This window comes from Mycobacterium kyorinense, from assembly GCF_002101735.1.
GTDB lineage: Bacteria > Actinomycetota > Actinomycetes > Mycobacteriales > Mycobacteriaceae > Mycobacterium > Mycobacterium kyorinense.
This window is the reverse complement of the sequence record NZ_LQPE01000085.1, coordinates 1-18,454: the sequence shown is the minus strand read 5'-3', so window position 1 is coordinate 18,454 and position 18,454 is coordinate 1. Positions and strand designations below refer to the sequence as shown.

At 65.2% G+C, this 18,454-nt stretch carries 17 protein-coding genes; 5 read left to right on the top strand and 12 right to left on the bottom strand.

From position 1 onward, the window contains the following. Nucleotides 1-2 precede the first annotated feature (2 nt). From AWC14_RS10295 to AWC14_RS10275, 5 genes are all read right to left on the bottom strand, one after another. Nucleotides 3-794 carry an SDR family oxidoreductase gene (locus AWC14_RS10295; protein WP_057003158.1) on the bottom strand — a complete coding sequence of 264 codons (792 nt, stop codon included), beginning with the start codon at nt 792-794 and terminating at the stop codon, nt 3-5. Between the two features lie 232 nt (nt 795-1,026). Then, complete coding sequence (ku, locus tag AWC14_RS10290) at nt 1,027-1,947, bottom strand: non-homologous end joining protein Ku (protein WP_085241239.1); 921 nt, start codon at nt 1,945-1,947, stop codon at nt 1,027-1,029. 51 nt (nt 1,948-1,998) lie between these two features. Then, nucleotides 1,999-3,207 carry an adenylate/guanylate cyclase domain-containing protein gene (locus AWC14_RS10285; RefSeq protein ID WP_052425491.1) on the bottom strand — a complete coding sequence of 403 codons (1,209 nt, stop codon included), beginning with the start codon at nt 3,205-3,207 and terminating at the stop codon, nt 1,999-2,001. 55 nt (nt 3,208-3,262) lie between these two features. Further along, a complete protein-coding gene (locus tag AWC14_RS10280; RefSeq protein WP_045374871.1) occupies nt 3,263-4,177 on the bottom strand; it encodes a carbohydrate kinase family protein in 915 nt (304 codons plus the stop codon). Next, the gene (locus AWC14_RS10275; RefSeq protein ID WP_045374907.1) at nt 4,174-5,586 is read right to left on the bottom strand and encodes a mannitol dehydrogenase family protein; all 1,413 of its coding nucleotides are present in this window, start codon (nt 5,584-5,586) and stop codon (nt 4,174-4,176) included. The genes AWC14_RS10280 and AWC14_RS10275 overlap by 4 nt, the downstream gene beginning before the upstream one ends. A 171-nt stretch (nt 5,587-5,757) precedes the next feature. Here AWC14_RS10275 and AWC14_RS10270 point away from each other — a divergent pair, with 171 nt between their 5' ends. Beyond that, on the top strand, nt 5,758-8,019 hold the full coding sequence (locus tag AWC14_RS10270) for an ATP-dependent DNA ligase (RefSeq protein ID WP_045374874.1): 2,262 nt from the start codon (nt 5,758-5,760) through the stop codon (nt 8,017-8,019). Here the strand turns inward: AWC14_RS10270 and AWC14_RS10265 are convergent, their stop codons facing one another. The 3 genes from AWC14_RS10265 to AWC14_RS10255 all read right to left on the bottom strand — a co-directional run bounded on the left by AWC14_RS10265 (nt 8,020) and on the right by AWC14_RS10255 (nt 10,827). After that, a complete protein-coding gene (locus tag AWC14_RS10265; protein WP_045374877.1) occupies nt 8,020-8,865 on the bottom strand; it encodes an HAD family hydrolase in 846 nt (281 codons plus the stop codon). It lies immediately after the preceding gene. Continuing rightward, entirely contained in the window at nt 8,856-10,403 is a 1,548-nt protein-coding gene (locus tag AWC14_RS10260; RefSeq protein ID WP_045374879.1) for a mannitol dehydrogenase family protein, read from the bottom strand. The genes AWC14_RS10265 and AWC14_RS10260 overlap by 10 nt, the downstream gene beginning before the upstream one ends. A gap of 133 nt (nt 10,404-10,536) precedes the next feature. Further along, nucleotides 10,537-10,827 (bottom strand): CDGP domain-containing protein, encoded by a 291-nt coding sequence (locus tag AWC14_RS10255; RefSeq protein WP_045374881.1) that lies wholly within the window; start codon nt 10,825-10,827, stop codon nt 10,537-10,539. A 94-nt stretch (nt 10,828-10,921) separates the two neighbouring features. On the opposite strand from AWC14_RS10255, the gene AWC14_RS10250 reads away from it, so the two are divergent. Then, a complete protein-coding gene (locus AWC14_RS10250) occupies nt 10,922-12,847 on the top strand; it encodes a fumarylacetoacetate hydrolase family protein (protein ID WP_045374909.1) in 1,926 nt (641 codons plus the stop codon). Between the two features lie 6 nt (nt 12,848-12,853). On the opposite strand, the gene AWC14_RS10245 is transcribed toward AWC14_RS10250, so the two are convergent. Together AWC14_RS10245 and AWC14_RS10240 are read right to left on the bottom strand one after the other, a co-directional pair. Continuing rightward, entirely contained in the window at nt 12,854-13,405 is a 552-nt protein-coding gene (locus AWC14_RS10245) for a hypothetical protein (RefSeq protein WP_045374884.1), read from the bottom strand. 26 nt (nt 13,406-13,431) lie between these two features. Next, nucleotides 13,432-14,298 carry an LLM class flavin-dependent oxidoreductase gene (locus AWC14_RS10240; protein ID WP_057003157.1) on the bottom strand — a complete coding sequence of 289 codons (867 nt, stop codon included), beginning with the start codon at nt 14,296-14,298 and terminating at the stop codon, nt 13,432-13,434. A 121-nt stretch (nt 14,299-14,419) separates the two neighbouring features. On the opposite strand from AWC14_RS10240, the gene AWC14_RS10235 reads away from it, so the two are divergent. Together AWC14_RS10235 and AWC14_RS10230 are read left to right on the top strand one after the other, a co-directional pair. Then, nucleotides 14,420-15,118: a GAF and ANTAR domain-containing protein gene (locus tag AWC14_RS10235; RefSeq protein WP_045374887.1), complete on the top strand. Its 699-nt coding sequence runs from the start codon at nt 14,420-14,422 to the stop codon at nt 15,116-15,118. Next, on the top strand, nt 15,115-15,507 hold the full coding sequence (locus AWC14_RS10230; RefSeq protein WP_045374890.1) for a hypothetical protein: 393 nt from the start codon (nt 15,115-15,117) through the stop codon (nt 15,505-15,507). Before AWC14_RS10235 ends, AWC14_RS10230 begins: the two co-directional genes overlap by 4 nt. On the opposite strand, the gene AWC14_RS10225 is transcribed toward AWC14_RS10230, so the two are convergent. After that, nucleotides 15,497-16,138, bottom strand: a complete 642-nt coding sequence (locus AWC14_RS10225) for a chemotaxis protein CheB (protein WP_045374912.1) — start codon at nt 16,136-16,138, stop codon at nt 15,497-15,499. The genes AWC14_RS10230 and AWC14_RS10225 overlap by 11 nt on opposite strands. Nucleotides 16,139-16,204: 66 nt before the next feature. On the opposite strand from AWC14_RS10225, the gene AWC14_RS29550 reads away from it, so the two are divergent. Continuing rightward, a complete protein-coding gene (locus AWC14_RS29550) occupies nt 16,205-16,921 on the top strand; it encodes a Crp/Fnr family transcriptional regulator (protein WP_045374893.1) in 717 nt (238 codons plus the stop codon). Between the two features lie 3 nt (nt 16,922-16,924). Here the strand turns inward: AWC14_RS29550 and AWC14_RS10215 are convergent. Continuing rightward, a partial coding sequence (locus AWC14_RS10215; RefSeq protein WP_142281659.1) for a CheR family methyltransferase occupies nt 16,925-18,454 on the bottom strand: 1,530 nt, incomplete at its 5' end.

The following is an 18,454-nucleotide window of genomic DNA, read 5'->3' as shown; positions in this document are numbered from 1 at the left end:
GGTCACAGGTCCGGGATCGGGAGGTCGAGGTTGGGAAAGGTGATGCCGCCGTCGACTTCGAGCACCTTGCCGGTCAGGTAGGCGCCTGCAGGCGAGGCCAAATATACTGCGGCGGCGGCGATTTCGTCTGGTTGTCCGAGTCGGCGCAGGGGTGTTGCCTTCTCCATCGGCTCTCGCAGCTCGTCGTTGGAGGCGACGATGTCCAGCGCGGAGGTGGCAATCGAGCCGGGCGCGATGGCGTTGACCCGGATCTTCGGGCACAGGTCCAGGGCAGCCAATCGCGTGTAGTGGGCAAGCGCAGCCTTGGCGGTGCCGTAGGCGGCGAAGCCGCGTCCGGCCACCCGTCCCATCGTCGACGTGATGTTGATGATGCTGCCGCCGTCGGCGTGCTCGAGCATCAGCGGCACGGCCGCGGTGGTCAACGCGTGCGCGGTGCCGACGTTGAAGGTGAACGCGTCTTTGAGGTCTTTGGTCGACGTGTTCAGCAGCGCGTTGGGCATCGTGCCGCCGACGTTGTTGACGACGATGTCGAGCCGGCCGAAGGCCTCGACCGCCTGGCCGGCCAGTTCCGCGGTCGCCTGGGGATGGGCCAGGTCCGCGGCGACGACATGCGCGCGGCGGCCGCCCGCGCGGACTCTTTCCGCGACGGCCTCTAGTTGGGATTGGGTCCGCGAGGCGATGACGACGTCCGCGCCGACATCGGCGAAGGCCAGTGCGATGGCCGCGCCAAGGCCGCGCCCGGCCCCGGTAATCACGGCAACTTGGTCGTCGAGCCGGAATTTGTCGAGTATCACGGCCGACACCGTAACAAGCGGTGGGCGGCCGTGGAACCCTATTTCTGAAACACGTTCTAGTCTTGACCGACTGCCGGTTGTGACTGCGATCTGTATCGCGCAACCGAAGGTGTGTGCTCCTCTGGGCGTCAACAAATGATGACGGCCCGGGGAGTGTGGTACCGGTTCGCAGGGCAATCGTGCAGTCCGGTCACTGTCAGCCGCGCGATTGGGGCCTTCTCGACGACGGGAACTAGGACTTCGAGCCGGCCTTGGCCGTTGACTTTTTGGCGGGCGCCTTCTTGGCCGACGCCTTTTTGGCGGGCGCTTTCTTCGCCGGTGCTTTCTTGGCCGCGGTCTTCTTCGCCGGGGCATTTCCGTCGCCCGAGCGAGCCTTCACGCTGGCCTCGAGTTTGGCCAGCAGATCCGAGACGTCCTCTGTCTCGTCCAGTTCCTTCGGCTGCTCCTCGGTGGTAAACGCTTCGCCGCCTTCGAGTTTGGCCTGCACCAGTTCGTGCAGCTGCTCCTGGTAGTCGTCGTGGTAGCGGTCCGGGTTGAAGTCGTCGGCCATCGACTCCACGACCTGCCCGGCCATCTTGAGCTCGGCAGGTTTGATCTCGACCTTCTTGTCCAGGATCGGGAAGTCCGGGTCGCGAATCTCGTCGGGCCACAACAGGGTATGGATCACCATCACCTCGCGCTTGCTGAAGTCCTTGACCCGCAACGCCGCAAGCCGCGTCTTGTTGCGCAACGCGAAATGCACGATCGCCACCCGATCCGTCTCCGCAAGCGTTTTGGCAAGCAGCACATACGATTTGGATGACTTGCCATCCGGCTCCAGAAAGTAGCTGCGGTCATACATCATCGGGTCGAGCTCACTGGCTGGCACGAATTCCAGCACCTCGATCTCGCGGCTGCGCTCCTCGGGCAACGTTGCGATGTCGTCGTCGGTGATCACCACCATCTGCCCGTCGTCGGATTCGTATGCCCTGGCGAGATCGCGGTACTCGACGACCTCGCCGCACACTTCGCAGACCCGCTTGTAGCGGATTCGGCCGTTGTCCTTGGCGTGCACCTGGTGGAACTTGATGTCGTGGTCCTCGGTGGCGCTGTAAACCTTGACCGGGACGTTGACCAGCCCAAAGGCGATCGAGCCCTTCCAGATGGAACGCATAGTGTCAGTATGCCCGCATGATCAGCCGGGTAAGCGTTGATCCAGGGCGCGTTACCCGCGATCCGGCTTCCGTCCGATCACGCACCACGTCTGCACACGACCCGCGCCCTTCACCTCGATCGGCCCGCGGGCTTCGCAATCGAATTCGCCGCGCACCAGCTCGAAGGTGTTCTGGGTGATCTGGACGACGCCGCTTTGCCCATGCGACTCCATGCGGCTGGCCATGTTGACGGTCTCACCCCACAGGTCATAGCTGAACTTCTTGCGCCCGATCACACCGGCGACCACCGGGCCCGAGTTGATGCCGATGCGAAAGTCGAGCCTGCGCCCGCCGAACGTCCGGCGCGCGATCTCGGCGCGCATGTCGAGAGCCAACTCGACAAGGGCCTGGGCGTGATCGGCGCGCGGACGCGGAACCCCTGCGGCAACCATGTAGCAGTCGCCGATCGTCTTGATCTTCTCCAGGTCGTATTTGTCGACGAGCGCGTCGAAGCACTGGAACACCTCGTTGAGAAGATCGACCAGGTTCAGTGGCGACATGCCGGCGGCCATCGGGGTGAATCCGACGATGTCGGCGAACAAGATGCTGGCGCCGTCGTAGTGGGCGGCGATCGCGCGCGGTTCGGTCTTCAGCGCCTCCGATATCTCCTTCGGCAAGATGTTGAGTAGCAGCATCTCCGACGTTTCCTGGAAGAAGTTGCGACGCGCCACGAAGTAATGCAGGAGCCCGAACACGATCGCGATCACGGATCCGACGTTGAGCACGAAGAACCAGGTGACGAACGTGTCGGGCAGGTCGGCAGGCGTCAGGTGGGGCTGCAGCACAGCGGTCACCACCAGCAGCGCGACGAAGCCGACGATCCAAAGCAATGTCCGCCGAAGTTCTTCCAGCACAAGCGATCCCAGTGGACACAACGCCGCCCAGATGATGACGACGCTGGACTGGCGGAAACCGCCCAACGTGAGCGTCACCAGCCACGGCAAGCTCAGGATTAGCAGCAGCTGGGTGGACCGGTAGAACTCCAGATTGCGGGTCCAGGCGAACAACGCGGTGTTGAGCGGGGTCACCAACGTATAGAACGCCGGAAACGCCGCTGCCCACGGGACGTGCATCTGCAGGTAGATCACGCTCCACAGCGCCGTGAGCGGAAGCGTTCCCGCGCACAACATCACGGTGAGCCGCTTCTGCAGGGCTGTTTCGTTCGTGTCGGTGGTGGCGGCGCCAATACGTCCCGCCCAGGACGGCACAACAACGCGCATCGGCCTGACCTCGCCTTCTCGGGTAACCGATACGGTAGCTGTTTGCTGACGCCGTTCAGTCGGCTTGGGACAGAGCGGCGTCGACAGCCGCCCGGTCGGGCAGATCGGCGCCGGCCCGGCCAACCGTCAACGCCGACGACAGCGTCGCCGCACGCAGCGCATCGGTCAGCGCATCCGTCCCGATTCGCCGCAACTCGCCGCGCCGATCCGCGCCCAGCAGGTCCATCGTCCACAGCGCGTCGATCAGTCCGGCCATGAACGCGTCGCCGGCGCCGACCGTGTCCACCACGCGCACCGGTCTGGCCGGCACCTGCACCTCTCCGCCCGCGCACAACGCGAGTGCGCCCCGCTCGGCCATCGTCACCGCGACGATCGACGGGCCCGACGCCAGCCAGCTTCGGGCAACCACCTCGGGCGGACGGCCGGGATCGATCCAGCGCAGGTCCTCTTCGCTGACCTTGACCACGTCGCTGCGTTCGAGGAGATGGTCGATGCGCGCGCGGGCCAGGTCGCGGTCGACGATCAACGCCGGGCGCACATTGGGGTCGAAGGTCACGGTCGCCGACACGCGATAGGTATCGACCAGCGCCGCAACGGCGAGACACCCGGGCTCGTGCACGGCGGCGATCGAACCGGTGTGCACGACGAGTGGGGGAGCCACCTCCGCGGTACCGGTCAGCTGCCACTCCAGGTCGAACACGTAGTCTGCCGCCCCGTTCTCGTCGACGGTTACCCGCGCGGTGGGTGTCCGGGTGGCAGACACGCTGCCCGGAACAAGTTGCACCCCAGCGTTATTGGCGTGCTCAGCGACATGCCTACCGTATGCGTCGTTTCCGATGTGGGTCAGCAGGTCGACCTCGCGGCCCAACCGGCCCAGGCCGACGGCGACGTTGAGCGGGCTGCCGCCGACGTGTTCGGCGGACCCGACGATATCGATCAGTGACTCGCCGATCACCAGCCCGCGGCTCATTGCAGGAGAGCCTCGAGGGTGGCCCGAGCACCCTTGCGGTGCAACGAATCCAGCGCCCACAGGTACGCCTGGACGAAGCGCGGCTGGCAGGCCAGATCCCCGAACAGCCCGGTAATCTCGATGAACGCGGTGGGATTCTCGTGCTGCGACCGGGCGATCGGCACCAACGAATCCGCCAGCTGGTCCACCACCTCGAACGGGTTACCCCATTCGTCGACGCCCTCGGCGTAACGGGCCCAGCTCGCCACGGTCGCCGCCGCCAGCCGGACCGACCCGTCGCTGGCCAGGTTGTCGCAGATTACCGGAATCAGCCATTTCGGGATGCGATCCGACGAGTAGGCACACAACCGTGCCACCTTGTCGCCGACGCCGGGGTTGGCGAACCGCTCGATCAGCGTGCGGCTGTACTCGTGCAGGTCGATGCCGGGTACGGGTGCCAGCGTCGGGATGGCTTCGGATTCGAAATAGTCGAGCAGGAATTTGGCGAACAACGGATCGCGGGCCGCGTCGTGAACGAACTCGAAGCCGCACAGATGGGCGAAGTACGCCAGGCACTGGTGCCCCGCGTTGAGCAGCCGCAGCTTCATCAGCTCGTAGGGGACGACGTCGTCGACCAGTAGCACGTCCGCCTGTTCCAGTGGCGGCCTGCCGTCCGCGAAGTTGTCTTCGATGACCCAGGCGGCGAACGGCTCGGTCAGCACCGGCCACCGGTCGGCTATTCCGAACTCGCGCTGCACCTCCGCGGTCATCTCGGGTGTAGTGGCCGGGGTGATCCGGTCCACCATCGAATTCGGGAAACGGACGTGTTCGGCCACCCACTCGGCGAGTGCGGGGTCCCGGTGCTCGGCGTTCGCGACGATCACTCGGCACGTGACCTCGCCATTGCTCTCGATGTTGTCGCAGGACAGGATCGTCGGTGCGGCGATCCCGCGGTCGCGACGCCTGGCCAGAGCCTCGGTGATCATCCCGAACGCGAGCCCGTCGGGGTCGCGGTAGCCGCCCTCGGTGATGGTCAGCGAAATGATCCGGGTGGTTGCCGCGGCCAACACCTCGATCACTGCCTCCGGATCGTCGGGGGCGTAGCGGTAGTCGATGATCGAGCCGATCACCCGCGCCTCTTGGCTGCAGTCGGGGTATTGGCAAATCAGCATGTACAACTCGTCCTGGTCGCGCAGGACGTCGCGCATCGGCCAGTTTTCGGGCAGCACCCCCACGCCGCAGATGCCCCACTCGTGCGCCAGGCCTTGTTCCAGCAGCCGGTCGATGTAGGCGGCCTGATGCGCGCGGTGAAAGTGACCGGCCCCGATGTGCGCGATCCCGACGCTGAGCTTGCTGCGGTCATAGCTCGGCGCCGCAATCGGCAGCTTGGTCAGCGCTGCGTTGTTCAGCTTTACTGCGTCAGGCACGATTGCACTACTCCTCCGGGCCAGCCTGAACAATTTCGCGCATATCTCAATCGCGTGCCCGATACAACGGGCCCGCCAAACCTTTTAGTGGCTCATGTCACGGTAAATTTACGGCGAGGACGATAATTGGCGTTCAGGAACCGTTTTCGACGCTGGGACGCGTAGGTTGGCCCTATGGCGTCGCTGGTGAAATTGACGAACGCCGACAAGGTGCTTTATCCCGCGACGGGCACAACCAAAGCCGACGTGTTCGACTACTACACTAGGATCGCCGAGGTGATGGTGCCGCACATCGCGCGGCGCGCCGCCACCCGCAAGCGTTGGCCCAACGGCGTCGACGAGCCGTCATTTTTCGAAAAGCAGCTGGCGTCCTCCGCGCCCGACTGGCTGCCCCGGGCCAGTGTGGTGCACAAGTCCGGGACGACGACGTATCCGATCATCGACAGCCCGGACGGCCTTGCCTGGATCGCCCAGCAGGCTGCGCTCGAGGTACACGTCCCGCAGTGGCGCTTTGCCGCCGAGTGGACGCGAAACGGCGAAGAGCTAAAGCCCGGCCCCGCAACGCGTTTGGTGTTCGACCTCGACCCCGGCGAAGGCGTGACGATGGCCCAGCTCGCCACCGTGGCCCGTGCAGTGCGGGACTTGATGGCCGACATCGGGCTGACCACCTTCCCGCTCACCAGCGGCAGCAAGGGGCTGCATCTCTACGCTCCGCTGGACAAGCCGGTCAGCAGCCGGGGCGCCGTGGTGTTGGCCAAACGCGTTGCGCAGCAACTGGAAAAGGCGATGCCGAAGCTGGTCACCTCGACCATGGCCAAGAGCCTGCGGGCCGGCAAGGTTTTGTTGGACTGGAGCCAAAACAACGGGTCGAAGACCACGATCGCCCCGTATTCGCTGCGCGGCCGCGAGCAACCGACGGTGGCCGCGCCGCGTACCTGGGAGGAGCTCGACGACAAAAACCTTCGCCAACTGTCCTACGACGAGGTGCTGGAGCGGGTGGGGCGCGACGGCGACCTGCTGACGCCGCTGGACGCCGACATAGTCCCCGACCGGCTGACGAAATACCGCAGCATGCGCGACGCGTCGAAGACGCCGGAGCCGGTTCCTGCCGCGAAACCCGTTACCGGCCACGGCAATATGTTCGTCATTCAGGAGCACCACGCTCGCCGGCTGCACTACGACTTCCGCCTGGAGCGTGACGGCGTGCTGGTGTCCTGGGCGGTGCCCAAAAACCTGCCGGACACTCCGTCGGTGAATCACCTGGCGGTGCACACCGAGGATCACCCGCTGGAATACGCCACCTTCGAGGGCACCATCCCAAAGGGGGAGTACGGCGCGGGCAAGGTGATCATCTGGGATTCGGGCACCTACGAAGCCGAGAAGTTCCGCGACTCCGGCGATAAAGGGGAAGTCATCATCACGCTGCACGGCAACCGGATCTCGGGGCGTTACGCGCTGATTCAAACCAACGGCGATCAGTGGCTGGCGCACCGGATGAAAGACCAGAATGTCTTCGCTTTCGACGAGCTGACCCCGATGCTCGCCACGGAAGGCTCGGTGACGAGCCTCAAGGCGTCGCAGTGGGCGTTCGAAGGAAAGTGGGACGGCTACCGGCTCTTGGTCGACGCCGATCGCGGCACGGTCCGGCTGCGCTCGCGGCGCGGCCGCGACGTCACCGACGAATACCCCCAATTACGTGCTCTCGCAAAGGACCTCGCTGACCACCACGTCGTGCTCGACGGCGAAGTCGTCGCATTGGACGAATCCGGAGTGCCCCGGTTTTCCGAGATGCAGAACCGGGTGCGTGCCACCCGGGTCGAGTACTGGGCATTCGACCTGCTCTATCTGGACGGCCGCTCGCTGCTGCGCGCCAAGTACCGGGATCGGCGCAAGCTGCTGGAAACGTTGGCCGCCGGCACCGGCCTCGCCGTTCCCGAGCTGTTGCCCGGAGACGGCGCCGAGGCGCTGGAGTACTCACGCAAGCACCGCTGGGAAGGGGTTGTCGCCAAGAAACGCGACGCCACTTACCAACCGGGTCGCCGGTCGGCGTCGTGGATCAAGGACAAGCACTGGAATACCCAGGAAGTCGTCATCGGCGGCTGGCGCGCGGGTGAAGGCGGACGCACCAGCGGCATCGGCTCACTGCTGATGGGCATCCCCGATGGGGGCGGGCTGAGCTACGCCGGGAAGGTCGGCACTGGCTTCACCGAACGCGACCTGGCCAACCTGAAGAAGACCCTGGCGCCATTGCGCACCGCCGAATCACCGTTCAACGCAAGGCTTCCCGCCAAGGATGCCAAGGGAGTGACGTTCGTCGAGCCGAAACTTGTCGGTGAAGTTCGTTACAGCGAATGGACGTCGGACGGGCGACTGCGTCAACCCAGTTGGCGCGGGCTGCGGCCGGACAAGGCGCCCGACGAGGTACGCAGGGAATAGTTATGTCGCGGCCGGCGACAAAAGGGCCTCGGTGAGGGCAGACCACGAGTCGGTGATCGCGTGCACCCCGGCCATGGTGAGTTCGTCACTGCGGCAAGAACGTTCGTCAGGTGGAACGAACATGAGGTTGCCCACGGTGAGGTAGCCGGCCGCCACCGCGGACGTCACGCCGGCGATGGAGTCTTCGATGGCCAGGCCTTGATGAGCGCCGATGCCCATGACCTCGCCGGCATGCCGGTACACCGCCGGATCGGGCTTGCTCGTCGGCACGGGAAGGGAATCTTCTGCGCTGAAACGCAGCGGCGCTGGAATAAGCGCGTCGAGTTCGGTTGCGGTGAAACAGGCATCCAGACGCAGGAGAGCACTGGAGCTGACCGCGGTCAACGTATACCGCGAGGCGAGGTCACGCAGCGGGGACAGCACCTGGGGGTCTGGTTTCAGGGTGACGGACAGGTGGGCGGTGACGTGCTCGCGCTCTTGGCGCACCCATTTCTCGAGTTCGTCGGCGCGCAGCGCACGATCGGTTGCGGCGCCGGTGTCGGAAGCGACAACTGCCCCGGGGCGGCCCTGTGCCAGCGTCTGATCCATCGGGATCTCGCACAGCACGGCCAGGTCGAGAGCGGTGCTACGGAAGTTTTTGCCGACGGCCTTCTTCCGCAACTCGTCCGCGGTAAGGGGGGCCGACACGCCGAACCTGGCCAGGAACCGGTTGGTCACCTCGACCGAGGCGTCGAAAGCCGGTGCCTCAGAAGGGAAGAGGTTGTCGTCGGCGTCGCAGAGCAATGTGGTGATCTGGGCCGGGTCGAATTCGCGCATCACGGCCAGCCCCTGGCGGTTTAGCCCCATGCCACCTCCCGACCGGTGTCGCCCAGCGCTTGGCGCAGTGTGGGTTGCACGCCACGCATATCGATGTCGGCAATTCTGTCGCTGAGGTGTTTTGCAAAGTGGGGCACATCGCGTAATTCGGTGAAGATCTCGTGATCCAGCAGCGGGTAGGCCCTGTTGCCTCCGCGGGTCGCCAGGTCGGTCAGCAGCTCGGCCTGCGGGTCCTCGATGTGGATTGGGTGGCCGTCGAGGTCGTAGCCGCGCAGGTAGCGGGCCCACCCGGCCAGGGCCAGCATCAGCAGGCTGTGCGGCCTGCCCTGCTTGATGGCCTCCTGCAGGGACGGCAGCACAAACGACGGCATCTTCTCCGATCCCCTACGCGCCAACCGCGACAATTGGTCGGGCATGCGGGGATTGCTAAGCCGGGTGAGCAGCGTGTTCCGATAGGCGCGGGTGTTCATCGGATGTCCCGCCGGCAGCAGCGGCTGAATCTCGTCGCGCATGAGCTGCTCGACATAGCCGTAAATGACCGGGTCACGCATCGCTTCGCCGGTGCTCCGGTAGCCGACTAGGGTCGCCAGGCATCCGAGTGCCATATGAGTTGCGTTAAGAAGTCGGGTCTTGACCAGCTTGTAATCTCTCACGTCGGCTACGAACTCGGCACCGACCTCCTCAAGCGGCGGTCGGCCGTGGGAGAAGCTGTCCTCGATGATCCACTGACAGTGTGGTTCGGTCACCACCGGCAACATGTCGGCGACGCCGAAGGTGCGTTCCACGAATTCGCAGTCTTCGCCGGATGTCTGTGGGGTAATCCGGTCGACCATCGTGGATGGGAACGCTACGTTGGTCTTTATCCATCGGGCGAGGCCGGGATCGCGCAAAGCTGCGAACGAGACCAGCGCGGTGCGCGCTGTCGGGGTGTTGTCGGGGATGTTGTCACAGCAGAGCACGGTGAACGGGGCAATACCGGCTCGGCGGCGGTAATCGAGGGCCTCAGTCAGGTAGGCCCACGCGGTGGCAAAGCACGTCGCGGACTTCGGTGCGGCCAGATCGGCGCGCACGTCGGGGTGCGAAGCGTCGAACTCGCCGGTACGCGGGTCCAGGTAATAGCCATTGCCGGTTATCGTCAGGCTGACGATGCGGGTTTGCGGATCAGCCAGGGCGGCGCGGACAGCCACGTTGTCGTGCGGTGCGTAGTGGTAGTCGGCGATTGAGCCGACCACGCGCGCTGTTTGGCGGTCACGCCCGCGTTGCACCACGGTGTAGAGCCCGTCCTGAGCCGTCAGCAGATCCTTTACCCGGGGGGTGCGAAGACTGATGTCGGTGACTCCCCAGTGGCGGGAAACACCTGAGCGCGCAAGGTCATCGAAGTAGACGGCCTGATGAGCACGGTGAAAGTTACCCGGCCCGATGTGAACGACACTGGGCCGAAGGGCTGACCTGTCATACGTTGGCACGTCGATCCGTTGCGAATGCAACGGCAATGTGGCGTTGCTCAACGGAACGCCGATGGTGCGGCGCAAGGGGACGACGTTGCTGATGTGTTTTGGGTATCCCATCGCTCGGACGAACTTAGCTTCGTACTACGTGGGCTTCAAGCGAGCGCGCCGCCGTTACACCCGATAAGGTTGTCGTCAGCAGGCGCGGAGCCGAGATGGTGACCTTCGCCACACGACGAGTTGGTTTTTCGGCTCAGTCGTCGATGTGCGTGGGCGGATCAGCGAAGCCGGGATCGCCCGGCTGTTGGTCAGGCCCCATCACATCGCAGCGCTTGTCGGGCACTAGATAGGAGCTGGCGCCCCGATACATCAAGGTGGGAACCGCCACGCAACGTTGCCAGGTGCCGTCGGGTTGGACGGGGCCATCGCACTTGCTGATTACGGGCCCCCCGTACTGGCACCCAGCGCTGGCGTGCGGCGCTGACGCGATGAGCTCTACGACCATCAGCAGCGCGGCCAGTCCTCCGACGATGCAGCGCTTCATGGTTGTCTCCCGTCACACCCGGCAACCATTGACGCTACCGCTTATTTCAGTGGTTTTTCCTGCCTTTGCGGTCGTGATCCGTATGTTGATCCCCATGCGGTGGGTGACGTATCGACACGATGACAGCGAACGCACCGGAGTCCTCTCCGAGGATGTGATCCACCCGATGCCGCCGGGTGTGACGCTGCTGGAGCTCGTCGCGCTGGGCGCTGCCGGATTACAGGAGGCGGGCGAAAACGCGCTGCGTTCGCGGGACACCGTGCCGCTGGACGGGGTGACGCTGCGGGCGCCGATCCCGCGCCCACCGTCGATCCGCGACTCGTTGTGCTTCCTGGACCACATGCGTAACTGTCAGGCGGCGATGGGCGGCGGCCGGGTGCTTAAAGACACCTGGTACCGAATTCCGGCGTTCTACTTCGCCTGCCCGTCAACCGTGCTCGGTCCCTACGACGACGCGCCGATGGCTCCCGGAAGTGCTTGGCAGGACTTCGAATTGGAGATCGCGGCGGTGATCGGGGTTGCAGGCAAGGACCTTTCGGTCGGCGAAGCGGAGCAGGCCATCATCGGCTACACCATCTTCAACGACTGGTCGGCGCGTGACCTGCAGCAATTGGAGGGCCAGCTGGGGATCGGGCAGGCCAAGGGTAAAGACAGCGGCGTCACCCTGGGGCCGTACCTGGTCACCGCCGACGAACTGCAGCCCTACCGTCGCGACGGCAAGTTGAGCCTCGACGTGACCGCGATGGTCAACGACGCGGTGATCGGCTCGGGTTCGACCGGGACGATGGACTGGAGTTTCGGCGAGGTCATCTCTTACGCCTCGCGGGGTGTAATGCTGACTCCCGGTGATGTTTTCGGCTCCGGCACGGTGCCCACCTGCACTCTCGTCGAGCATCTGACCGGCCCGCAATTCCCGGGCTGGCTGCACGACGGCGACGTCGTCACACTGCGCGTGCAGGGACTCGGCGAGACCCGCCAAACTGTCCGCCACACGCCCGCCCCGCACCGCCTGCCCGCACGGCCCAACCCGGACGCCAAACCGGACAAGCCGCGCGTCAATCGGGCGACCGCCAAAGTTTCCTACACGCGCGGCCTGCACGAGGTGGCCGATCGGGTGTGGGCGTGGACCTTGCCCGACGGCGGATACGGCTGGAGCAACGCCGGGCTGGTCGCCGGCGACGGCGCGTCGCTGCTCGTCGACACGCTGTTCGACCTGGCGTTGACCCGCGAAATGCTGACCGCGATGAGGCCCATCACCGACGCCGCACCGATCACCGACGCGCTGATCACCCACTCCAACGGCGACCACACCCACGGCAACCAGCTGCTGGACCGCTCGGTGCGCGTCATCGCCGCGAAGGGCACGGCCGAGGAGATCGCGCACGGCATGGCGCCCGAGATGCTGGCCATGACCCAGACCGCCGACCTGGGGCCGGTGGCGACACCATACCTGCGAGATCGCTTCGGGCCCTTCGACTTCAGTGGCATCACGGTGCGCAACGCCGACCAGACATTCGACGACCGGCTCACCATCGAGGTCGGCGGCCGGGAGCTGCGCCTGCTGAACCTGGGGCCGGCCCACACCGCCGCCGACTCGGTGGTGCACGTGCCCGACGCCGGGGTGCTGTTCGGCGGCGACCTGCTGTTCATCGGCTGCACGCCGATCGTGTGGGCCGGCCCGATCGCCAACTGGATAGCCGCCTGCGACGCAATGATCGCGCTGGACGCGCCGACCGTCGTGCCCGGCCACGGCCCGGTCACCGATCCGGACGGCATCCGCGCCGTCCGCGGTTACCTTGTGCATGTCAGCGAACAGGCCGAGGCCGCCTACCGCAAGGGCTTGTCGTTCGCCGAGGCCGCCGACGCCATCGATCTCGGCGAGTACGCGACCTGGCTGGACGCCGAACGTATTGTCGTCAACGTCTACCAGCGCTACCGCGAACTCGACTCGGCCACACCGCAATTGGAGCCGATGGCATTGCTGGCGATGCAGGCCGAGTGGTTCGCCAAACACCACTGAGCGTGCTCACGGAAGCAACGGCAAGCGCCACAGCGGTGTTCCGGGGTCCAGCAACCACAACCGGGTGGCCATCAGCCGGATGATGCGCAGCGCACCGGCGATCAGCAGGGTAGCCAGCGGCAGCGCGCCGAAGAGGGCAGTCACCAGCGCCAGCCACATGTCGTTCGGGCCGGCGGTCATGATGTCGAACCAGGCGTCGCAGATAAGCAGCACGCCAGTGGTGAACGCGGTGAGTATCAGCACCTGGCGGCGCAGGAAGCCCAGAACCGCGGTGGCGGCCATGAAGACCACCAGCAGGCTGTCGAATCCCACCCAGGTCGCCGTCCAATTGTGGGCCATGTAAATGTCGGGCAACGTGAATGCGAGATAGACGATCCACGGGATCAGCGCCACCGAACCGGTGGCCATCAACCCCACCCGAATTCGCCGGATCCGCTCCAGGGCCGACGGCTGCGGGTAAACCTCGGCGATGGGCCGCTGCAGCCGGCTGATCAAATCGCGACGCTGCGCATCGGACAGTGCGGCGATGTCGGCCTCGGACAGGATGTTCTCGGTCACAGTCCCACGGTAGGGCGCTGTAGCCGCTAAAGTTTGGAGATCACGTTCTCGGCGAACTTCTCCAAATTGCGGATCTTGGTGTCCAGCGGCTCGGTGTCGGGGCCTTTGATGTAGGGGACGCGGAAGCCGACGATGACGTCGGTAACTCCCTTGTCCTCCAACCGCTTGATGCCGTCGAGGGTGAACGCGTCGGCCGAGATGACGTGGATCTCGAACGGGCCTGTCTTACCCTCTTCTTCGCGAAAACGCTTGAGCCGTGCGATCAGCCGATCCAGCTCCTCGGGGTCGCCGCCGCCGTGCATCCACCCGTCGGCGCGGGCCGCACGCCGCAGCGCCGCATCGGCGTGGCCGCCGACCAGGATCGGGATCGGCTGAGTGGGCGCCGGGGTCATCTTGGTTTTCGGGATGTCGTAAAACTCGCCGTGGAACTCGAAGTACTCGCCGGTGGTCAGACCCCGTACGATTTCGATGCATTCGTCAATTCGCTTGCCGCGCTTGGCAAACGGAACACCCATCAGCTCGTAGTCTTCCGGCCACGGGCTGGTGCCGACGCCCAGGCCCACCCGGTTGCCGATGAGCGCCGCCAGCGAACCGGCCTGCTTGGCCACCAGCGCCGGCGGCCGAATGGGCAGCTTGAGCACGAAGAAGTTGAACCGCAACGTCGTCGTCACCGCCCCCAACGCGGCGGTCAGCACGAACGTCTCGATGAAAGCCTTGTCTTCGAGGAATTCGCGGCTGCCGTCGGGGGTGTACGGATACTTCGAATCCGACTCGAAGGGGTAGGCGATGCTGTCCGGGATCGTCATGCTGGCGTAGCCGGCCGCCTCGGCCGCCTTGGCCAACGGGATGTAGAACGCCGGATCCGTCATCGCCTCCGCGTAGCTGAACCGCACACCGCCTCCGTCCTGGTCTGTTAAACAGATGCTAGGACGCCTTGCCGAATGGTTGCCGCGCGCGTGCGGACGCGGGACAATTGGGCCCGTCTCGATCGAAGCAGCCGATCGGAGCCAAAGCATGACAGCGAAGGACCGAAGCGGGCTTCTCCTCGAAGTCGGGGAGTTGGTGCAAGCCTTGCAGCAGCATTCCGTGGACGTCGACTCGGTCCTCGGAGAATTGACAGAAAGCGCCCGCCAGTCCATTCCTGGTGCGCAATACGCCGGCATCACGGTTGCCACTCGCAACGGCAAAGTGCGGACGGCGGCGGCGACTGGCCCGTATCCGGTTCTGCTCGACGAAATCCAGCAGCGTCACTGCGAGGGACCCTGTCTGTCGGCTGCGTGGGAACACCACATGATCCGGATCAACGACATCGCGCGAGAACAGCGATGGCCGTCCTACTGCCGCGACGCGCTCAAGGAGACCCCGATCCGGTCGATCATGTCGTTCCAGCTGTTCGCCGACCACCACACGATGGGTGCGCTGAACGTCTACGCCGAAAAACCCGACGTGTTCGACGACGACGCGGTGGAGCTGGGGCTGATCATGGCCACGCACACCGCGCTGGCGTGGAACCTGGTCCGCCGGGATGAGCAGTTCCGCAGCGCGCTGGCCTCTCGCGACATCATCGGGCAGGCCAAGGGCATGATCATGGAGCGGTTCAAGGTCGACGCCGTGCAGGCGTTCGAACTGCTCAAACGGCTGTCGCAAAGCTCCAATACGCCGCTGGCAGACGTCGCCCGCGAGCTCGTCGAATCAGAGCACCCCCACAAATGAACGCAGCCCAGCAGGGGGGGTCCAGCTGGAGTTCCGCGTCGGCGAGAGCCGAGGCGGCGCGGGTGCGGGCCGCGGACTTGCAACAGCGCAGAACCGAACTCGCATCCGGGTCCCCATCGAGCGCCGCCCACGCCGAGCGCGCCCGCCTGCATGCCGACGAGTCACTGCAACGGGCCATGCGCGCGCACCGCGCCGCCGCGCAGAGACACCTCGACGCCAGCGCAGCACACCGGCGTGCTGCAGCCGCTCACGAGCAGGCCGCCATGCTCGCCGGGGACGGCAGGGGCGATGCGCATCACGACGCGGCGCAAAGACATCGCGCCGCTGCCCAATGGCACGACGCCGCCGCGGTCATCCAGGCACGGGCTCAGCAGCCGTCTAGGAACTGATGCGCGCCCACGGTGGCAGCGGCACCGCGAGCAAGTCGGCTGCCCCCGGTGCGGTGGTGATGGCCAGCAGCGCGGAGGCGAGCCGCTCGGGAGGTAGCACAAAGTCGGCGCAGCCGGTTGCGATCGCGTTGGCTGGCATGCTCGACGCCCGCGCAGTGGCGGGATCCTGAACCAGCACGCGGCCGCCGGCACGTTTGACTGCACGACATCCTTCGGCGCCGTCGGTTAGTGCGCCGGTCAAGATAACGGCCACGGTCGGGGTGATGTCCGCCGAGCTGGCGAGCAACGCGTCGCCCGGTCCGATGCCGTCGCCGTTGTCGGCAAGCACCCATCGCCCTGCGGGATCGATTGTTGCGATTGTCTCCGCGGGCACCACAGTGATGCCGAGCAGATCCGCGGCATCACCGGCCTCGGCGACCCGGGCGGGCAGGCGCGTGCGGCGGGCCAGGATGGGGCCGAGCAGGTCGCGGACGCCGCTGCGGCTATGGTGCAGCACAACCGCGACCGGAATCGGGTAGGTCGCCGGAAGCTCGGCCAAGACGGCCGTGATCGCTTGCATTCCACCCAGAGACGCTACGACGACGATCCGCCCGAAGCCCGGTGTCGTCGCCGAATGACGGGTCGCGATCATCCACACAGCGTAGTCGCTGTGTCCGGTTCCTGACATAGCTGACGACAGATTGGGTACCCCGGTGACATGACGGAAGAGGAGGTCCGGCGCAACGCGATACTGGCCAGGCTGCCCGAGTCTGAATTCGCCCAACTGCAACCGCATTTTCGGCTGGAGCGCATCGAGACCAAACGTGCGGCTTATGAGCCGGGCAAGCCGATCACCGACATCTATTTTCCGTTGACCTCGGTGTATTCGCTGGTGGCGATGGCTGACGGAAGGATCCAGCTCGAAGTCGCCACGGTCGGCCACGAAGGCATGGTGGGCCTGCCCGTCTATCTCGGCGCCAGCAACAGCCCGCAGGCGGCGTTTTGCCAAGTCGCCGGCGACACGGTCCGGCTCGGCGTTGCCGAGTTCCGTCAAGCGCTGAGCCGCGACGGTGAGTTGCACGCAATGCTAAACCGGTTCACGCAAGCGACCATGGTGCAGGTCTCGCAGAACGTGGTCTGCAATCGCACCCACTCCACCGAGGTCCGGATGGCGCGATGGTTGCTGACCACCCGCGATCGGGTGGGACGCGACGAATTTCCGCTCACCCAGGAGTTTCTCGCCCAGATGCTCGGGGTGCACCGGCCCACCGTCTCGGAGACCGCCCAACGGATTCAGGCTCAGGGCCTCATCCGCTACCGGCGCGGCATCATCACGATCGCCGACCCCGACGGTTTGGAGCAAAAGGCCTGCGAGTGCTACCGCATCGTCAAGGCGGAGTTCGACGACTTGCGCAATCACCGCGGAAAGTCGTGATCGTCACGATTGTGCGTCCATCAGCAGCAGCGCGCCGTTGACACCGCCTTCGGGGGCCTGGAATCCGGTGCACGTCACTCGGATCCGAGTAGGTCGGCCGCGACGGTTGACGGCCTCGACGACGGACTCGCCCGGGTTTTGCGGATCGACGAACGCGTTGCCGATCATCGGCCGGACATTGTCCATCGGCAGCCCGATGTCGAGGGCGGTCAGGACTTGGCCGCTGGTCTCGTCGGCGCGCAGGCCCCAGAGTTCCTCACAGCCGCGGTTCCACACCACGACCCGCATCTCACGATCGACCACCACCATGCCGAGATGGATTGAATTGACCAGCGAGTCGAGGAAGGTTCGGGCATCGTCGAGTTCGATGCTGCGCTCACGCAGCGCATCGTTGATCGCGTGCAGCTCGTCGTTGGTCGACTGCAGCTCTTCGTTCATCGTCTCGAGTTCTTCGTTGGTCGATTGCAGTTCCTCGTTGGTGGTCTCGAGTTCCTCGACGGTCGATTGCAGTTCCTCGTTGGTGGTCTCGAGTTCTTCGTTGGTCGATTGCAATTCCTCGTAAGCCGCCTCGAGCTGGCGGTTGGTCTGGACCACCTTGTCCAGCAGCGCCCGGGTCGCGGTGACGTCGAAGAACACGATCGACACACCCAGCAGCCCGTTCTCGGCGTCGATGAGGGGATTGACGTGGATCTCGAACCAGACGGTCTCCATGCCCGGCCGCTGCCATTTGACGTCGGTGATCCGGGCGGACCGGCGCTCGACCTTTGCCTGTTCCAAATATGCGCGCAACTCGACCGGCCGATAAGAGACCTCCAGGTCGCGCAGCAGTCGTCCGATGTCGCGGGCCGACAAACCGAACATGGTCTCGGCCTGCTGGTTGATCATCGCCACGGTGTCCTCACCGGTCACCACGATCTGCGCGACCGGGTTGGCGCGAAAAGCCAAGTCGCGCACGGTGGCCAGGCCGGGCAGATCACCGCGGCGGTCGTACATCGCAGCAGCGGGATCGTAGCCGTCCAGCCCACTGTGCGAGCCGGGCGTCTTTCGAAAGACCCGGTGTTTGAGGTTCAACGGAGTGAATCGATCCGCGTGGCTCAACAACATCTCGGCATGGCCGAGGAACAGAATCCCCTGTGCGGCCAACGCAAAATGCAAGCGCCCCAGAACATTTCGCTGCGTTTCGGCATTCATGTACATCAGGGTGTTTCGGCATACCAGCAGATCCACTCTGGAGATCGGAGCGTCTTTGACCAGGTCGTTGCGGCCGAAGATCACCGCGCGGCGCAGGTCTTTGTGAAAGATGTAGCGGCCGTTGAGCTGGTCGAAGTACTTTTCGACCAGCTCCGGGGGAACGGATTCGACGGCCTTGGCATCGTAGGTGGCGGCTCGTGCCTCGCTAAGCCTGAATCCGTGGATCAGTGATTTGGTGTCGTCGCGGGGCTGATTCTTGCACGAATGGGGCGGTTGGGATTGGCGTGGCATGAGTGATCCGCTGGCCTGCACCAGTTTTCCTTGGGTTCCTCGGGTCGGGCC

What these genes read in the sequence shown, in the direction of transcription:
- ku (WP_085241239.1), bottom strand. Translation starts at nt 1,947, where the DNA reads ATGCGTTCCATCTGGAAGGGCTCGATCGCCTTTGGGCTGGTCAACGTC.
- AWC14_RS10285 (WP_052425491.1), bottom strand. Translation starts at nt 3,207, where the DNA reads ATGCGCGTTGTTGTGCCGTCCTGGGCGGGACGTATTGGCGCCGCCACC.
- AWC14_RS10280 (WP_045374871.1), bottom strand. Translation starts at nt 4,177, where the DNA reads ATGAGCCGCGGGCTGGTGATCGGCGAGTCACTGATCGATATCGTCGGG.
- AWC14_RS10270 (WP_045374874.1), top strand. Translation starts at nt 5,758, where the DNA reads ATGGCGTCGCTGGTGAAATTGACGAACGCCGACAAGGTGCTTTATCCC.
- AWC14_RS10265 (WP_045374877.1), bottom strand. Translation starts at nt 8,865, where the DNA reads ATGGGGCTAAACCGCCAGGGGCTGGCCGTGATGCGCGAATTCGACCCG.
- AWC14_RS10260 (WP_045374879.1), bottom strand. Translation starts at nt 10,403, where the DNA reads ATGGGATACCCAAAACACATCAGCAACGTCGTCCCCTTGCGCCGCACC.
- AWC14_RS10255 (WP_045374881.1), bottom strand. Translation starts at nt 10,827, where the DNA reads ATGAAGCGCTGCATCGTCGGAGGACTGGCCGCGCTGCTGATGGTCGTA.
- AWC14_RS10250 (WP_045374909.1), top strand. Translation starts at nt 10,922, where the DNA reads ATGCGGTGGGTGACGTATCGACACGATGACAGCGAACGCACCGGAGTC.
- AWC14_RS10235 (WP_045374887.1), top strand. Translation starts at nt 14,420, where the DNA reads ATGACAGCGAAGGACCGAAGCGGGCTTCTCCTCGAAGTCGGGGAGTTG.
- AWC14_RS10230 (WP_045374890.1), top strand. Translation starts at nt 15,115, where the DNA reads ATGAACGCAGCCCAGCAGGGGGGGTCCAGCTGGAGTTCCGCGTCGGCG.
- AWC14_RS10225 (WP_045374912.1), bottom strand. Translation starts at nt 16,138, where the DNA reads ATGATCGCGACCCGTCATTCGGCGACGACACCGGGCTTCGGGCGGATC.
- AWC14_RS29550 (WP_045374893.1), top strand. Translation starts at nt 16,205, where the DNA reads ATGACGGAAGAGGAGGTCCGGCGCAACGCGATACTGGCCAGGCTGCCC.